The organism is Lysobacter terrae, assembly GCF_054782215.1.
On record NZ_BAAGSX010000008.1, the window covers coordinates 437,303 to 451,130 of the forward strand.

Consider the following 13,828-nt stretch of genomic DNA (forward strand, 5'->3'; position numbering starts at 1 on the left):
AGTCGGGGACGGCCGCCGGAATGCTTGCGCGAGGCGGCGCGATGCCGGATCGTTGCGCCCCCGTACTTCGCATTACCCGGAATTTTCAGATGTCTGAATCGATCGCCGCCCAGACCGCCGCCGAAACCGAACTGGCCCAGCTCCTGGTGGGCAGCCTGAACCTGGAGGGCATCGACCCGGCCGGGATCGATCCGGAGGCGCGCCTGTTCGGCGAAGGCCTGGGCCTGGATTCGATCGACGCGCTGGAACTGGCGCTGGCGGTGTCGAAGAAGTACGGCTTCCAGCTGCGCTCGGACAGTGAGGAGAACCGCCGCATCTTCGCCTCGCTGCGCGCGCTGTCGGCGCATATCGAACAGAACAAGGCCGCCTGACCGGCGTCGGGTCGTCGGCGATGCATGGTGGAATCGGGCTGCATGAGTCGGGCCGCATGAGCAGCGCCGTCGTAGCGCGCACGGTCTTCGCGCTGGCGTATCCGCTGCTGGCGTACACGGCCACGCGCACGGGCAGCGGTGCCGCCGCGGCGCTGGCGCTGGGCGATCTCGCGCTGGTGTTCCTGGCTGGCCCGATGTTGTACCTGCGGCCGTGGGCATGGGCGGTCGCCGCCGCGCTCGCCGTGGGCCTGTATTCGGCGTCGGGCACCGCGATTCCACAGATGCTGCTGCTGGCACCACCCGTGTTGTTCCTCGCCCTGCTGTCGTGGCTGTTCGGGCGCACGTTGCGTGGATCGCGGCAACCGCTGATTACCCGGATCGTGGCGGCGCTGCACGACCAGCCCGCGGAGCAGTTGCCTGACGAACTGCTGCGCTACACGCGCCGTTTGACCGCTGCCTGGGCGTTGCTGCTGGGCATGTTGGCGGTGGTCAACGGTGCGCTCGCCTTCGCCGAAGTGCCCGGCGGCGTACTCGCGCTGCTGGGTCAGGCACCGCCCTGGGGCATTCCGCGCAATGAAGGTTCGCTGCTGGCCAACCTGGTCAACTATGGCGTGGTCGGGGCGTTCTTTGTGGGCGAGTACGTGTTCCGTGGATTCCGTTTCAAGGATCGGCCGTACCGGCACTTCTTCGACTTCCTGCACCGCATGGGCCGGCTGGGCCCGCAGTTCTGGACCGGGCTGTTCCGCTAGCCGAAATGGCAAAAGCAGAGCGCCGCGGCATCGCATAATCCGTCCATGGACTTCGTCATTCCGCCCGATCATCCGAGCCTGCCCGGCCATTTCCCCGGTCGTCCGCTGGTGCCCGGCGTCGTCGTGCTGGAGCACGTGCTCGCCGCGATCGAAGCCGCACACGGACCGCTGCGCCCCCTGCGCCTGCCGCAAGTGAAGTTCCAGCAGCCGCTGCTGCCGGGCGAACACGCCCGCATCGAAGTCGAAGGCGCGGCGCCGCGCTGGCGCTTCCGCGTGCTGCGCGGGGACGCGACCATCGCCAGCGGCGAAGTGGTGGCGGAGGCATGAACACGTCCACGCGAAGCGCACCGGCCGAAAACCCTGCGTCCATTTCTGATCCGCGGGCCGCGAACTGGAAGCGCCGTCCCGAAGGCGGTGGCTATTTCGCGATCTGGCTGATCCGCCTGATCGCGCGGTGCGGCGGTCGTGCCGTCGCGCGCAGTCTGCTGTGGCCGATCACCTGTTACTTCCTGCTGCTGCGCGGACCGGAACGGCGCGCCTCGCTCGCCTATCTGCGGCGCGTGCTGCCGACGCGGCCGAACCTGCTGCACGTGGCGCGGCACATCCACACCTTCGCCTCGACCATTCTCGATCGCGTGTTCCTGCTCAGCGGCCAGCTCGAACGCTTCGAGTTCGACGTCCAGGGCCTGCCGGCGTTGGAGGCGCAGCTGGATCTCGGCCGAGGCCTGGTGGTGGTGGGTTCGCACCTGGGCAGCTTCGACGCGTTGCGCGTGCTGGCTACGCGCCGTCCGGACGTGCGCGTGCGGGTGCTGCTGGACAAAGCGCACAACCCGGCGATGCAGCAGCTGCTGGATGCGCTCAACCCGCGCCTGGCCGCGGACATTATCGACGCCGGCCAACCCGGCACCTCGATCGTGCTTGCGATCCGCGAAGCGCTGGAGGAAGGCGCGCTGGTCGCGCTGCTCGCCGATCGTGTGCTGCCGGGCGATGTGGCGACGCGCGTGGCGTTCCTGGGCGAGGACGCACGGTTTCCGCTCGCCCCCTGGCAGATCGCCGCCGTGTTGCAGGTCCCCGTTTGCCTGGCGTTCGGCCTGTACCGTGGCGGCAACCGCTACGAGCTGGTGTTCGAGCCGGTCAGCGACGGCCTGTCCCTGCCACGGCATGAACGCGCGCAGGCGCTGGGCGCGCTCGTGCAGACATACGCGGTGCGGCTGCAGCATCATGCGCGGCGTGCGCCCTACAACTGGTTCAACTTCTACGATTTCTGGCAAACCGATGACGCGACAGCCGCCCGCGATGAAAGCCCTGAGTCTGGCCGCGACGCTGTTCGCGCTGCTGTCGACGGCCACGATCCCGCACGCCGCCGCGGCTGAGCCGGCGCACGTCGACAGCGACTGGATCCTGGCGCGGCTGGTGCAGCCGGTGCCGGCGCGCACGGCGTTCGTCGAGCTGCGCGGTTCGCGCCTGCTGAAGAAGCCGCTGCGCCTGCAGGGTGAATACCGCCGCCCCGACGCCGACACGCTGGTGCGCCAGGTCACGACCCCTTACGCGGAAACCACCACGATCCGCGCCGGCGAGGTCGAGATTGCGCGTGCGGGCAAGACGCCGCGCCGCTTCTCGCTGGCCCGCGTACCGGAAATGGCCGGCCTGCAATCGAGCTTCGGCGCTCTCCTCGGGGGCGACCGCGCGCGCCTGGAACAGCACTACCGCCTGGACACCCAGGGCACGCGTCAGCGCTGGACGATGACGCTGACGCCCAAGGACGCGGTGATGCAGCAGAAGCTGGAGACGATCACCTTGTACGGGCGCGGCTCCGAACTGCGCTGCATCGAAACGCAGCCCGTCGGTGCCGATGCGCAACGCACGCTGCTCGCCGGCGCCGCGCAGGCGGCCGCGGGCGTGACCGGCGCGGGGGCGCTGGCGACGCTGTGCTACGGCGGTGCGAAGACGCAATGAACGACGGGGACCCGCCTCGGCAAGAGGCGGGCACGAATGCAAGAAGCCGCGTCCGCGGCTGACCCGCCTCAGCAAAAGGCGGGCATGATCGTAAAAGCCGCGTCCGCGGCCAGCCATGATGCGGAGAAGAGCTAGTGCTCTGGGAAATAACCCCTCAGCCTGAACGCAAACGAATAGCGCTGGCCCTGCTCTGGCTGGGCCTGCTCGCGCTCGCGGGTTGGCTGGTCGGCAGCCGGCTCGAACTCAGCGGCGACCTGCGCAAGTTCATGCCATCCGCGCAAACGCCTGCGCAGAAGCTCCTCATCGACGAACTCGGCGAAGGCCCGGGTTCGCGCCTGCTCCTCGTTGCGATTTCCAACGCCGATGCGCCGACGCTGGCGCAGCAGTCCGCGGCGATGCGCGCGACGCTTGTCGCGCAGCCGTTGTTCAAGCTGGTGGCCAACGGCGGCGAGAACGGCCTGGAGGCGATCCCGGAACGCCTGCGTCCGTATCGCTATCTGCTTTCCGACACGCTCGATACGCAGACCTTCGATCGCGCCTACTTCAGCGGCGAACTTGCGCAGCGCATGCAGGATCTGGGTTCGCCCGCGTCGGGCCTGATCGAGCCGCTGCTGCCGCGCGATCCGACGCTGGAAACGCTGAAACTCGCCGAATCCTGGCAGCCCGCCAACGCACCGCGCCACCTGCACGGCGTGTGGTTCGATCATGCCGGCCGCGAAGCATTGATGGCGATCGAAACCCGCGCCGCCGGCTTCGATCCCAAGGGCCAGGAGGCAGCGATGGCGGCGATCCGCGACGCGTTCGCCCAAGCCAGTGGCGACAGCGGCACGCGACTCACGGTCAGCGGACCCGGTGCGTTCTCGGTCGAAATCGGCGGTCGCACCGCGCGCGAAGCCGGCTGGATCGGCACCATCGACAGCGTGATCTTCGTGCTGCTGCTGTGGCTTGCGTACCGCCGCTGGAAGGCGCCGCTGCTCGGCGGTCTGCCGCTGGCGAGCGGTGGACTCGCGGGGCTGGCGGCGGTGACGTTGTTCTTCGATGGCGTGCATGGCATCACCGTCGCGTTCGGCTTCACCCTCATCGGCGTCGCGCAGGACTATCCGATCCATCTGTTCTCGCACCAGCGCGCAGGCGTATCGCCGTGGGCGAATGCGCGCGCGTTGTGGCCGACGCTGGGCACGGGTGTGGCTTCGACCTGCATCGCGTATTTCACCTTCCTCGTGTCGGGCGTGGACGGACTCGAGCAGCTGGCGGTGTTCACCGTCGCCGGCCTGGGCGTGGCCGCACTCACCACGCGCTTCCTGCTGCCCGCGCTGATCGATCCTTCGCCGCGCGATCCCGCCGCGTCGCCGCGCCTGGCGCAGCTGTGGGCGCATGTGGTGAAGTGGCCGCGCCTCAACGCCGTGGCCTATGTCGCCTTGTGCGGCATGGCCTTCGCGATAGCGTGGTGGGCGCCCGGTGCGTTCTGGCAGAACGATCTGTCCAAGCTCACGCCGGTGCCGTCCGCGCTGCTCGCGCGCGATGCGCACCTGCGCGGCGAGATGGGCGCACCCGACGTGCGCTACATCGTTGCCGTGGAAGCGCCGGATGCGGAGCACGCACTGCAGGCGCTGGAAAAGATGCAGCCCGCGCTGGAGGCCTTGTGCACCCGTCGCGTCATCGCCGCCTACGACTCCGCCGCGCGCTATCTGCCCAGCCGTGCCGTGCAGCGCGCGCGGCAGGCACGGTTGCCGGAGCGCAAAGTCTTGCAGCGCGCCTTCACCGGCGCAGTGGCCGGCAGCGCTTTCGATGCGGACGCGTTCACGGAATTCCTCGAAGACATCGAAGCGGCACGCGCCGCTTCACCGCTATCCCCACAAGACCTCGACGACACGCCGCTCGCCGCCACGGTCGGCGGCCTGCTGCTGGAGCGTAGCGATCACGCCACCGCGCTGGTTTCGCTGAGTGGACTGCGCGATCCCGCCGCCGTCGCACGTGTCGCCAAGGCACATGGCGCGCAACTGTTGGATCTCAAGCAGGCGTCCGAATCGCTCGTCGCCGCCTATCGCCAACGCGTGCTGTGGGCGTTGGCATTGGCATCGGTGCTGCTGGTGATCACCGTCTGGATCGCGCTGAAGCAGCCGCGCCGCGTGCTGCGCGTGCTGGCGCCGATGGTGCTCACCACCTTGCTGATTCTCGCCGTGCTGCGCGGCCTGGGGATCGAGCTCAATCTGTTCCATCTGGTCGCGCTGATCCTGGCCGCCGGGCTTGGCCTCGACTACGCATTGTTCTTCGATCACGCCGGCGACGAGCGCGATGAGCAGCTGCGCACGCTGCATGCGCTCATCGTGTGCAGCCTGACGACGCTGTTGGTGTTCTCGCTGCTGGCGCTGTCGTCGATACCCGTGCTGCGCGCGATCGGTTCGACCGTGGCGCTGGGCGTATTGTTCAACTTCGTCCTCGCGCTGCTGGTGACGCGGAGCACGACGCGTGGCGCCTCGGACTTGCCTGCCGTCGAGCCTGCCGCTGAAACGCTGCCTCGCGATCTTCAGGAAAGGATGCCGTCGTGATCGACCGCGCCGCCATCCAGCGCCTGATCCCGCATCAGGGTTCGATGTGCCTTTGGGATGAGGTGCTGGCGTGGGACGAGGCGCATATCCGCCTGCGCGCCCATAACCACCTGGATCTCGCGCATCCGCTGCGTCACAACGGTCGCTTGCATGCGGTACACCTGTGCGAATACGGCGCGCAGGCGATGGCGGTACACGGCGGCCTGCGCGCGGGCGCCGGCCATCGCGCCGCGCGGCCTGGCGTGCTCGTCGCCTTGCGCGGCATCGCCCTGCACGTGGACCGCATCGACAACCTCGCCGGTGCCATCGAGTGCGAGGCGCAGCCGCTCGCCGAATCGGCGCACAGCCAGCAATACGCATTCCGCATCACCCACGCCGGCGAGGTGATCGCCGAAGGCCGCGCCGCGGTGATGCTGCAAGGAGACGAAGCATGAGCGACACCCGCAAGCGCGCGCTGGTCACCGGCGGCAGCGGCGACTTGGGCGCGGCAATCTGCACGCGGCTCGCCGCGGACGGCCTGCACGTGATCGTGCATGCCAACGGCAATGTCGTGCGTGCCGAAGAAGCGGTGGCGACGATTCGTGCGGCGGGTGGTTCGGCCGAAGCCGTCGCCTTCGACGTCACCGATGGCGAAGCCAGTCGCCAGGCCTTGAACGCGCTGCTCGAAGCCGGCCCGATCCAGATCGTCGTCAACAATGCCGGCATCCACGACGACGCGCCGCTGGCCGGCATGAGCGAAGCGCAATGGAAGCGCGTGATCGACGTATCGCTGCACGGCTTCTTCCACGTTACCCAACCGCTGCTGCTGCCGATGGCGCGCACGCGTTGGGGTCGCGTCGTCAGCGTATCGAGCGTCGCGGCGGTGCTGGGCAACCGCGGCCAGGCGAACTACGCCGCGGCGAAGGCGGCGTTGCACGGCGCTACCAAGTCGCTGGCGCGCGAAATGGGTTCACGGGGGATCACCGCGAATGTCGTGGCGCCGGGCGTGATCGCCGGGCGCATGACCGCGGACGTGTTCTCCCCGGAAGCGATCCGGCAGATGGTCCCGGCCGCGCGCGCGGGCACGCCGGCCGAAGTCGCTGCGCTGGTCGGGTTTCTGTGTTCGGACGCCGCCGGTTACATCAACGGCCAGGTGATCGGCATCGACGGCGGGATGAGCTGAGCCGTACGCCGTCCGTCGCCGCCACGCTATCGCCGGTGATGACTGCGGTGGTGGCTGCGGGATTCGACGGGCATTATTTGACCCGGCATTCAGCGGCCCGGGCGGAACATCCCTGGGGTCGAAGCGACGATTCTTCCTTCAGGTGACCTATGCGCACGCTCCTCACCGCCGTCCTCTTCTTGGTGCTCGCCGGCTGCGCGAGCACGCACCACGTGATGCTCGGCCAGGCGCGTCCCGCCATCGACCCGAGCCAGGTCAAGGTCTATCAGGTGCCGCCGAAGAAGTACGAGGAAATCGCCCGCCTCGATGCCAAGAGCGGCGCCGGTTTCGGCACCCAGGGGCAGATCAATTCCGCCATCGACCGCCTGGCGCGCGAAGCGGCCAAACTCGGCGCCAACGGCGTGATCCTGCTCGGTGTCGACCAGACGGCGTCCCCGGTCAGCTTCGGCGTCGGTGGCGGCAGCTTTGGCCGCCACGGTGGCGCTTCGGTCGGCCTGGGCATTCCGACGGCGCAGCAGCGCGCCGACGGCATCGCGATCTACGTGATCGAGGAATAGCAGCCGACCTAGGCCGACCCCTCGCCCCGCTTGCGGGGAGAGGGAAAGCGTCGCGCCAGCGACGCAGGGTGAGGGGACGTGCTGTCGGCGGTAGCAATCCCGGCGCGGGCAGGCGGCGCCGGCAGGCAGTCGTGACACGCCGTGAATCCGTCCATGGAGGCTTGTCAGCGGCATCCATGCCGCTGACAGTCACGCCTGCCCACCGGCACCACCTGCCCGTCACACATCTCGGGTGCGCTGGCAAAAGACAAGAGCGCCTGCAATGGCTGGTTCCTAGCGAGGCGACCTGTGCGCTCGCGGGCAACGCGTTCGGGGAGCGAGATCGTTCGATAGTTGCTTAACGCCAAAGCCGTAATCATGGTCGCCCCGACAAGTGGGCTGCGAAGGAACTTCCATGACCGCAACTGATGGAAAAGCAAGAAGTGCTCTTCGTGCGCACTGGTTTGTTCCTGCAGCGTTGGTTGTAGCCGCCGCAGACATCTCGGTCGTATCACTAGACAATTGGTCGAGTCCGGTACTGCTTGAGGCGGCCCTACTCTTTGACCTGAGCGTCGTTATTCCGGCGCTGTATCTCTGGTGCTATCGCGCCAGAGGAAAGGCCGCTGTGTTGCGCGCTTTGGGATTGTCCTGTCTTGGGATCTGGGTGGCGGGGCACATCGTGCCGAGCGAGCATCATCACATCCTTAGTTCTGCCGGCTTCGTCCGTTACATTGGACTTGCCGTGCTTTTCGCTATTGAGCTCAAGCTTGCGCTGGTGATCTATCGCTCCGTCTTCCGCAAGGGCCAAGACGCTGCTCCTGCGGCATTGGCTGCGGCCAAGGACGCGGGCATGCCGGAGTGGGCTGCCCGGCTCATGGCATGGGAGGTGTCCCTGTGGCGCAAGGCTTGGGATGCCGTTCAACGCTTTGTTGGTCGCGGCTAGCAAGCAAGCCGTCAAGCGCTACGCTGCGCACGCTCCAACGGCAGCTTGGCGAATTCACCGCTCGGGTCGTGGATCACCGGCGGATGCGCGCGGGTGATGCGGTATTCGCGGACTACGTCGCCGTAGTTCCACACCTGCTTCACCACATGCGAAGTGATGCGGTACAGGTCGCGTAGCGGGCGGAAGTGGCTCTTGCGGAACTGCGGGCCTTCCGGCTCGGCGCCCTGGTAGCGCGATTCGATCGGCACCGATACGCAGCGCACGCCCAGGCGGCGCGACGCAGTGATCAGGATCTGCGCCTCGTACACGAAATCCTCGCCCGGCACGTCGCGCAACGCCGCGACACTGGCCGGGTAGAAGCGCTGGCCGCTCTGCGTGTCGGCGACGAGGAAGCCGCAACCCCAGGAGATGCCCCAGTCGCCGAACTCGTTGGCCATGCGCCGGTAGCCCGGCTGCGATGCGCGCTTGCGCAGGCGTGCGCCGATGACGATGTGGTTGGGATAGGCGTTGGCCGCTTCGATCAGGCGCGGAATGTCGGCGGCGTCGTGCTGGCCGTCGCCGTCCATGGTGATGACGCCGCGCGCGCCCTGGCGCAGGGCCTCGGCGAAACCGTCGCGCAGCGCGGCGCCCTTGCCCATGCGTTGAGCATGGCGCAGCACGGTCACGGGCAGGTCGGCGATGCGCTCGCCGGTGCCGTCGTCGGAGCCGTCGTCGACGACGATCACGTGCGGGCATTCGCGCAGCGCGGCCTCGACGACGCCGCGGATGCGCAGCGCCTCGTTGAGGGCGGGAATCACGATGTGGACGTGGTTGCGGTCGATCACCAGCGGATCCTGAGGTTGAGCGTGCGGCCGGGGCCGGCAGGCAGCGTTACGGTGTCATCCTTAGCACGCGTGCCGTTGTCGGCAAGTGCATCGAACAGCGGCAGCATCGGCGCCATGGCGTTGCCGGCGACGTGACGGGAGAGCGGCCCGGCGGCGGCCGCGTCGGCTTCGCCGGAAGCGAGTTCGGCGGTGAGCATCGGCGCGCCTTCGCGCTCGTAGCGCGACAAAACCAAGGCCGCTCCCAATAGCCCGCGACTGGGAAGAATCTGCGCGAGAGGCCCGGTCGATTGGCTGTCGTAGGCGACCAGCAGGACCGCCTCGGCATCGCCCGCCAGTTGCGTCAGCGCTTCCAGCAGGCCCTGGGCGAAGGTGGCTCCGCCCGCGCTGATCGCGGTCGTCGGCTGCATGGCGCCGGCGCCGATCGTCCAGTAACCCGCCGCGGCGTTGTGCACGGAGTTGTGGAAGCGCGTCGGCGAGATGCTGCGCGGATCGGTAGCGAGCGTGGCGCACATGTAATCGGTGATCGCCAGATCGCCGTGGGTCGAAGCGAACACCGACGGCAGCGCGGCCGGTTCGCGGCCGGCGGCGGTGCAGGCGGCGAGGGCGACGTCGAGCGCGACGGCGACGGTTTCCGGTGCGCGGCGGCGTTCGTTCGGCGCGAGCAGTTGCGGCGACGGACGGACAGCGGCGTCGGCGACCACGCTTCCGTCGCGAGCATGGGCGACCGCGGCATCCCAGGACGGCAGGCCGGGTGCCCAGAAGCCGATGCCTTCAATGGTGGCGAACAAGGGCTTCATGCGCGACCGAACACCAAAGAGCAGTTGTTGCCGCCGAAGCCGAATGAATTGTTCATCGAGTGCGCGATCGGTCGGCGTGCGGCGTCGAAGCGGATCTGCGGGCCGCAGGCCGGATCCGGCGTGGTGCTATTGAGGATGCCGGGCAGCTCGCCGTGTTCGAGCGCGAGCAGCGCGATCACCGATTCGACGATGCCGGCCGCGCCGAGCGTATGTCCGGTCCAGCCCTTGGTGGAGCTGGCGTGCAGCGATTCGGGAAACAGCGCGGCCACCGCGAGCGCTTCGACCGAATCGTTCGCCTGCGTGGCGGTGCCGTGCAGGTTGAGGTAACCCACGTCTTCCGGTGCGATGCCGGCGCGGGCGAGCGCATCGCGCATCGCCAGCTGCGCGCCCAGCCCTTGCGGGTGCGGTGTGGACATGTGGTGGGCGTCGCTGGATTCGCCATAGCCGCGCAACTGCAACGCATCGCCTTCGGATGCGCGCTCCAGCAGCGCGTAGCCGCCGGCCTCGCCCAGCGATAGGCCGGTGCGCGCCGCATCGAACGGCCGGCACGGATCGGGCGAGACCAATTGCAGCGAGTTGAAGCCGAACAGCACGCTGCCGCACAGCGTATCGATGCCGCCGACCAGCGCCGCATCGCACACGTCCGCGGCGATCAGGCGCGCCGCCTGCGCGAATACCTTGGCGCTGGAGGAACACGCCGTCGCCACGGTCATGCACGGACCGGTCAGCCCAGTCACCGCTTGCACGAAGTCGCCGGGCGAATGCGGCGTATGTACGCGCGGCCGCTGCAGGTCGGCGGGGATGACGCCGTTCTCCTGGCGCGCATAGCCTTCCTCGGTGGCGCCGATGCTGGCGGTCGAGGTGCCGATCACCACCGCGATGCGGCCGGCGCCGTGGCGCGAGATCGCCTGGTCGATCGCGTCGCGCATGCCGTCCTGCTGCAGGGCGAGCCAGGCGAGGCGGTTGTTGCGGCATTCCCATTCAGCCAGTTCAGCTGGCAGGGCGAGATCTTCGAGGCCGTCGACGCGGCCGATCCAGCAGTCCAGGGGCTCCTGTCCGGGCGCGAGCACCGGCAGGTCGTTGCGGCGCAGGCCGCTGCGAGCCGCGCGCAGCGCCTGCCGCTGGGCTTCGCGGCCCCGGCCCAATGCCGTGGTGGCGGTGTAGGCGCGGATCGCCAGCGGCGCCATCGGCGGCGGGCGGACATGCGACGACATCGGCGACACGCGGAACTCCAACAGGACGGGCCCGGAGTATAGCCAGCGCCCGGTCGCGGCCAACTGTTTGCAACACCGTGCCTTTATCCTTTAGCGGGGCGCCTGCCCCCAATTCGCGTCCAAGAAGCGCCGCCCCATGAGCAGCCGTATCGCCCACCGAATCTCGCTCGCCGTCGACCGCGACGTGCTGCATGCCGGCGTGGTCGCCGCGAGCGTCTGCGTGCTGAGCGCGGGATTGGTGTACGTGGGCTACTTCATGCACGTGCTGCGCGTCGCCCGGCGTGCGCCGTGCCAACCCCAGCGCGGCGAATGCGTGCTCCTGTTCGGCAAGAATGCCCCGCAAGGCCGCATCGACGCCGATTTCGCCGCACGCCTGGACCGCACCGTATCGCTGTGGCAGCAGGTGCCGCAACGCGACCTGGTGCTGCTCGGCGGCGGCGCGCACGGTGAGCTCAGCGAAGCGGAAGTGGCGCGCGACGGGTTGTACGCGCGCGGCTTCGCCCGCGACGTGCCGCTGCGGCTGGAGTCGCGCTCGCGCGACACCTTGCAGAACCTGCGCAATGCCCGCGCGCTGCTCGGTGAGGGCATGCGCACGAGGGTGACGCTCTTGAGCAACCGCTATCACCTCGCGCGTTGTGCGCTGTTCGCGCACCAGCTCGGCTTCGATTGGGAGCTGTGCGCCGCTGAAACGCGGCTGCCCCTGCGTCCCGACACGCTGTGGCGCCTGGCGGGTGAAGCGGCCTACGTCTGCTGGATCGACCTGGGCACGCGCTGGGCGCGGTTGATCCGCCATCGGCGGATGTTGGAGCGGGTGACGTAGCACGCCTGAAAAAGTAAGGCGGGCCTAAGCCCGCCTCCGGTGAAAAAACGAAGGCGGGCCGAGGCCCACCTTCGCATTCGTTCTTACGGCTTCGCCCTCTGCGCCGGCACGAATTCCTCACGCACCGCCTTCGCCAGCAACGCCGGCGGCAGCAGGCCCTGGTCGAGCAGGAAGTCGTTGAAGGCCTTGCGGTCGAACTTGCGGCCCAGTGCGACTTCGGTTTCGGCGCGCAGCTGCATGATCCGCGAGTAGCCGTAGAAGTAGCTGCCGGCCTGGCCCGGCGACTGTACCGAGTAGCGGTCCACTTCCTGCCGCGCCATCGCCTTCGAATAGCCGACCTCTTCGGTCAGCACGCGGACCACGGTGTCGCGGTTGGTGAGGCCGAGGTTGATCATCGGGTCGAGCATCGCGCGCGAGGCGCGCAGCAGACGGAATTGCAGCGCGATCAGCTGGCCCTCGAGCGGTTCGTACGGAACCATCTCGGCTTCGGCATACAGCGCCCAGCCTTCGACGTTGACCGAGTTGAACGCGTACAGCGTGCGTGCCAGCGACACGCCGCGCTCGACCATCGCGGTGAACTGCAGCTCGTGGCCCGGGCGGCCTTCATGCGCGGTCAGCGTCCACGCGCCGGCCGGGTAGTTGAAGTCGTCGTAGACGCCGTCGGCACCCGCGTTCGGATTGCCCAGCGGTAGCACGAAGGTGCCTTGCTGGCCGGTGTTGCCCACCAGCGGCGCCGGCAGGAAGTGCGGCGCGGGCTGCGCCGCGTTCTCGGCGGGCGTGCCCAGACGCATCTGCATCGGCCGCTGCGGCAGCGAAACGACCTTGTTCGCGGCGATCATGCGATCCAGCTCGGGCATCACCACGTTGCGGTAGTGCGGCTCGACTTCGTTGTCCTTGAACTGCGGGTACTTCAGCTCCTTGATGACGTCGACGTAATTGGTCGACTTCAGGCCCTTGGCCTTGGCCACCAGCGGCGCCAGCTGCTGCATGGCGTTGCGGGTTTCCATGAATTCCAGCTGCGCACGTTCGATCAGCACACGCGGGTCGATGTCGATGCCGAAGCCCTTGAGCTGCAGCGCGTAGAGTTCATCGGGCAGCTTGTAGTCGGTGCGCGCGGTCGGCAGCACGGTCGACTTCGACCACGCCGCGTATTCGGTGAGCTGCTTGTCCAGCGCATCCAGTGCGGCGGCGGCTTCGCCGTCGAGCTTGTATTTGGCGAAGAGGTCGCGGATGCCCTGCTGATAGGTCTTCACGTTGTCGAGCGACTGCTGCACTTCGATCTGCGTCGGCTGCAGCAGGCCCTTTTCGGCGCGCTCGGTGTAACGCTGGCGGGCCAGTTCGACCAGCGGCGTCGAGCCGGACGCGAGGCCGGTATAGCGCTGCAGGCGCAGCACCGCCTTGGCGCGGCGTTCCTGCGGCGTCTGGTCGGACAGCAGCGACTGCATGCCCGTGAAGATCGTCTGCCCGGCATCCAGCCACGGACGCACCAGGCGCTCGTTGACCTCGCTGGCCTTGGCCTGGTCGTCGGCGGCCTGCAGCAGGATCGCGATGTCCTGCTTCACATTGGGATCGGTTTCCTTCGCCGACTTGGCGACGAGTTCGGCCTTGGCCTTGGTCGTGGCATCGCGGAAGCGCTTCGCATAGTCCGGACCGTAGTCGAACACCTGGTCGTCGAAGCCCGGCACGCCGAAGAACGACACCTGTTCCGGCTGGAACGGCGCCTGCGCGAGTATGAGGATCTGCGTGTACTCGTTGCTCTTGGCCACCCACGAAGGCGCGGCCTTCGCCGCGGGCTTGGCGGCGGCGGTCTTGGCCGCGGGTGCGGCCTGGGCGGTGAGGGTGACGGGCGCGAGCAGCGCCAGGGAGATGGCGAGGGCGAGGCGGTGGGTCATTGGGGCGTCCATGGG

General features: G+C 68.4%; 15 protein-coding genes. 11 read left to right on the forward strand and 4 right to left on the reverse strand.

Annotation, left to right across the window (positions count from 1 at the left end):
* The first annotated feature begins 101 nt into the window (after nt 1-101).
* The 10 genes from ACYVJ8_RS13715 to ACYVJ8_RS13760 all read left to right on the forward strand — a co-directional run bounded on the left by ACYVJ8_RS13715 (nt 102) and on the right by ACYVJ8_RS13760 (nt 8,266).
* A complete protein-coding gene (locus tag ACYVJ8_RS13715) occupies nt 102-371 on the forward strand; it encodes a phosphopantetheine-binding protein (RefSeq protein WP_460713750.1) in 270 nt (89 codons plus the stop codon).
* A gap of 56 nt (nt 372-427) precedes the next feature.
* On the forward strand, nt 428-1,120 hold the full coding sequence (locus ACYVJ8_RS13720; protein WP_460713308.1) for a COG4648 family protein: 693 nt from the start codon (nt 428-430) through the stop codon (nt 1,118-1,120).
* A gap of 45 nt (nt 1,121-1,165) precedes the next feature.
* Nucleotides 1,166-1,447 carry a hypothetical protein gene (locus ACYVJ8_RS13725; RefSeq protein WP_460713310.1) on the forward strand — a complete coding sequence of 94 codons (282 nt, stop codon included), beginning with the start codon at nt 1,166-1,168 and terminating at the stop codon, nt 1,445-1,447.
* On the forward strand, nt 1,444-2,493 hold the full coding sequence (locus tag ACYVJ8_RS13730) for an LpxL/LpxP family acyltransferase (protein ID WP_460713312.1): 1,050 nt from the start codon (nt 1,444-1,446) through the stop codon (nt 2,491-2,493). Before ACYVJ8_RS13725 ends, ACYVJ8_RS13730 begins: the two co-directional genes overlap by 4 nt.
* Nucleotides 2,417-3,076 (forward strand): LolA-related protein, encoded by a 660-nt coding sequence (locus ACYVJ8_RS13735; protein ID WP_460713314.1) that lies wholly within the window; start codon nt 2,417-2,419, stop codon nt 3,074-3,076. Before ACYVJ8_RS13730 ends, ACYVJ8_RS13735 begins: the two co-directional genes overlap by 77 nt.
* A gap of 266 nt (nt 3,077-3,342) precedes the next feature.
* Entirely contained in the window at nt 3,343-5,625 is a 2,283-nt protein-coding gene (locus ACYVJ8_RS13740; protein ID WP_460713752.1) for an MMPL family transporter, read from the forward strand.
* A complete protein-coding gene (locus ACYVJ8_RS13745; RefSeq protein ID WP_460713316.1) occupies nt 5,622-6,059 on the forward strand; it encodes a phosphotransferase in 438 nt (145 codons plus the stop codon). Before ACYVJ8_RS13740 ends, ACYVJ8_RS13745 begins: the two co-directional genes overlap by 4 nt.
* Entirely contained in the window at nt 6,056-6,787 is a 732-nt protein-coding gene (gene fabG / locus ACYVJ8_RS13750) for a 3-oxoacyl-ACP reductase FabG (RefSeq protein ID WP_460713318.1), read from the forward strand. The genes ACYVJ8_RS13745 and fabG overlap by 4 nt, the downstream gene beginning before the upstream one ends.
* Before the next feature lie 149 nt (nt 6,788-6,936).
* Nucleotides 6,937-7,344 (forward strand): hypothetical protein, encoded by a 408-nt coding sequence (locus ACYVJ8_RS13755; protein WP_460713320.1) that lies wholly within the window; start codon nt 6,937-6,939, stop codon nt 7,342-7,344.
* A gap of 394 nt (nt 7,345-7,738) precedes the next feature.
* Nucleotides 7,739-8,266 carry a hypothetical protein gene (locus ACYVJ8_RS13760; RefSeq protein WP_460713322.1) on the forward strand — a complete coding sequence of 176 codons (528 nt, stop codon included), beginning with the start codon at nt 7,739-7,741 and terminating at the stop codon, nt 8,264-8,266.
* 11 nt (nt 8,267-8,277) lie between these two features.
* Here the strand turns inward: ACYVJ8_RS13760 and ACYVJ8_RS13765 are convergent, their stop codons facing one another.
* The 3 genes from ACYVJ8_RS13765 to ACYVJ8_RS13775 are packed head-to-tail and all read right to left on the reverse strand — an operon-like array spanning nt 8,278 to nt 11,074.
* Nucleotides 8,278-9,090 (reverse strand): glycosyltransferase family 2 protein, encoded by an 813-nt coding sequence (locus tag ACYVJ8_RS13765; RefSeq protein ID WP_460713325.1) that lies wholly within the window; start codon nt 9,088-9,090, stop codon nt 8,278-8,280.
* Nucleotides 9,087-9,887, reverse strand: coding sequence for a beta-ketoacyl synthase chain length factor (locus ACYVJ8_RS13770; protein WP_460713327.1), 801 nt, complete (start codon nt 9,885-9,887; stop codon nt 9,087-9,089). Before ACYVJ8_RS13770 ends, ACYVJ8_RS13765 begins: the two co-directional genes overlap by 4 nt.
* Nucleotides 9,884-11,074 (reverse strand): beta-ketoacyl-[acyl-carrier-protein] synthase family protein, encoded by a 1,191-nt coding sequence (locus tag ACYVJ8_RS13775; protein ID WP_460713754.1) that lies wholly within the window; start codon nt 11,072-11,074, stop codon nt 9,884-9,886. Before ACYVJ8_RS13775 ends, ACYVJ8_RS13770 begins: the two co-directional genes overlap by 4 nt.
* A 163-nt stretch (nt 11,075-11,237) precedes the next feature.
* Here ACYVJ8_RS13775 and ACYVJ8_RS13780 point away from each other — a divergent pair, with 163 nt between their 5' ends.
* On the forward strand, nt 11,238-11,921 hold the full coding sequence (locus tag ACYVJ8_RS13780) for a YdcF family protein (protein WP_460713329.1): 684 nt from the start codon (nt 11,238-11,240) through the stop codon (nt 11,919-11,921).
* An 83-nt stretch (nt 11,922-12,004) separates the two neighbouring features.
* On the opposite strand, the gene ACYVJ8_RS13785 is transcribed toward ACYVJ8_RS13780, so the two are convergent.
* Nucleotides 12,005-13,813 (reverse strand): DUF885 domain-containing protein, encoded by a 1,809-nt coding sequence (locus ACYVJ8_RS13785; RefSeq protein ID WP_460713331.1) that lies wholly within the window; start codon nt 13,811-13,813, stop codon nt 12,005-12,007.
* Nucleotides 13,814-13,828 lie beyond the last annotated feature (15 nt).

Coding starts and splice junctions, on each gene's coding strand:
- ACYVJ8_RS13720 (WP_460713308.1), top strand. CDS start 428: ATGAGCAGCGCCGTCGTAGCGCGCACGGTCTTCGCGCTGGCGTATCCG.
- ACYVJ8_RS13725 (WP_460713310.1), top strand. CDS start 1,166: ATGGACTTCGTCATTCCGCCCGATCATCCGAGCCTGCCCGGCCATTTC.
- ACYVJ8_RS13730 (WP_460713312.1), top strand. CDS start 1,444: ATGAACACGTCCACGCGAAGCGCACCGGCCGAAAACCCTGCGTCCATT.
- ACYVJ8_RS13735 (WP_460713314.1), top strand. CDS start 2,417: ATGAAAGCCCTGAGTCTGGCCGCGACGCTGTTCGCGCTGCTGTCGACG.
- ACYVJ8_RS13740 (WP_460713752.1), top strand. CDS start 3,343: ATGCCATCCGCGCAAACGCCTGCGCAGAAGCTCCTCATCGACGAACTC.
- fabG (WP_460713318.1), top strand. CDS start 6,056: ATGAGCGACACCCGCAAGCGCGCGCTGGTCACCGGCGGCAGCGGCGAC.
- ACYVJ8_RS13755 (WP_460713320.1), top strand. CDS start 6,937: ATGCGCACGCTCCTCACCGCCGTCCTCTTCTTGGTGCTCGCCGGCTGC.
- ACYVJ8_RS13760 (WP_460713322.1), top strand. CDS start 7,739: ATGACCGCAACTGATGGAAAAGCAAGAAGTGCTCTTCGTGCGCACTGG.
- ACYVJ8_RS13770 (WP_460713327.1), bottom strand. CDS start 9,887: ATGAAGCCCTTGTTCGCCACCATTGAAGGCATCGGCTTCTGGGCACCC.
- ACYVJ8_RS13775 (WP_460713754.1), bottom strand. CDS start 11,074: ATGGCGCCGCTGGCGATCCGCGCCTACACCGCCACCACGGCATTGGGC.
- ACYVJ8_RS13780 (WP_460713329.1), top strand. CDS start 11,238: ATGAGCAGCCGTATCGCCCACCGAATCTCGCTCGCCGTCGACCGCGAC.
- ACYVJ8_RS13785 (WP_460713331.1), bottom strand. CDS start 13,813: ATGACCCACCGCCTCGCCCTCGCCATCTCCCTGGCGCTGCTCGCGCCC.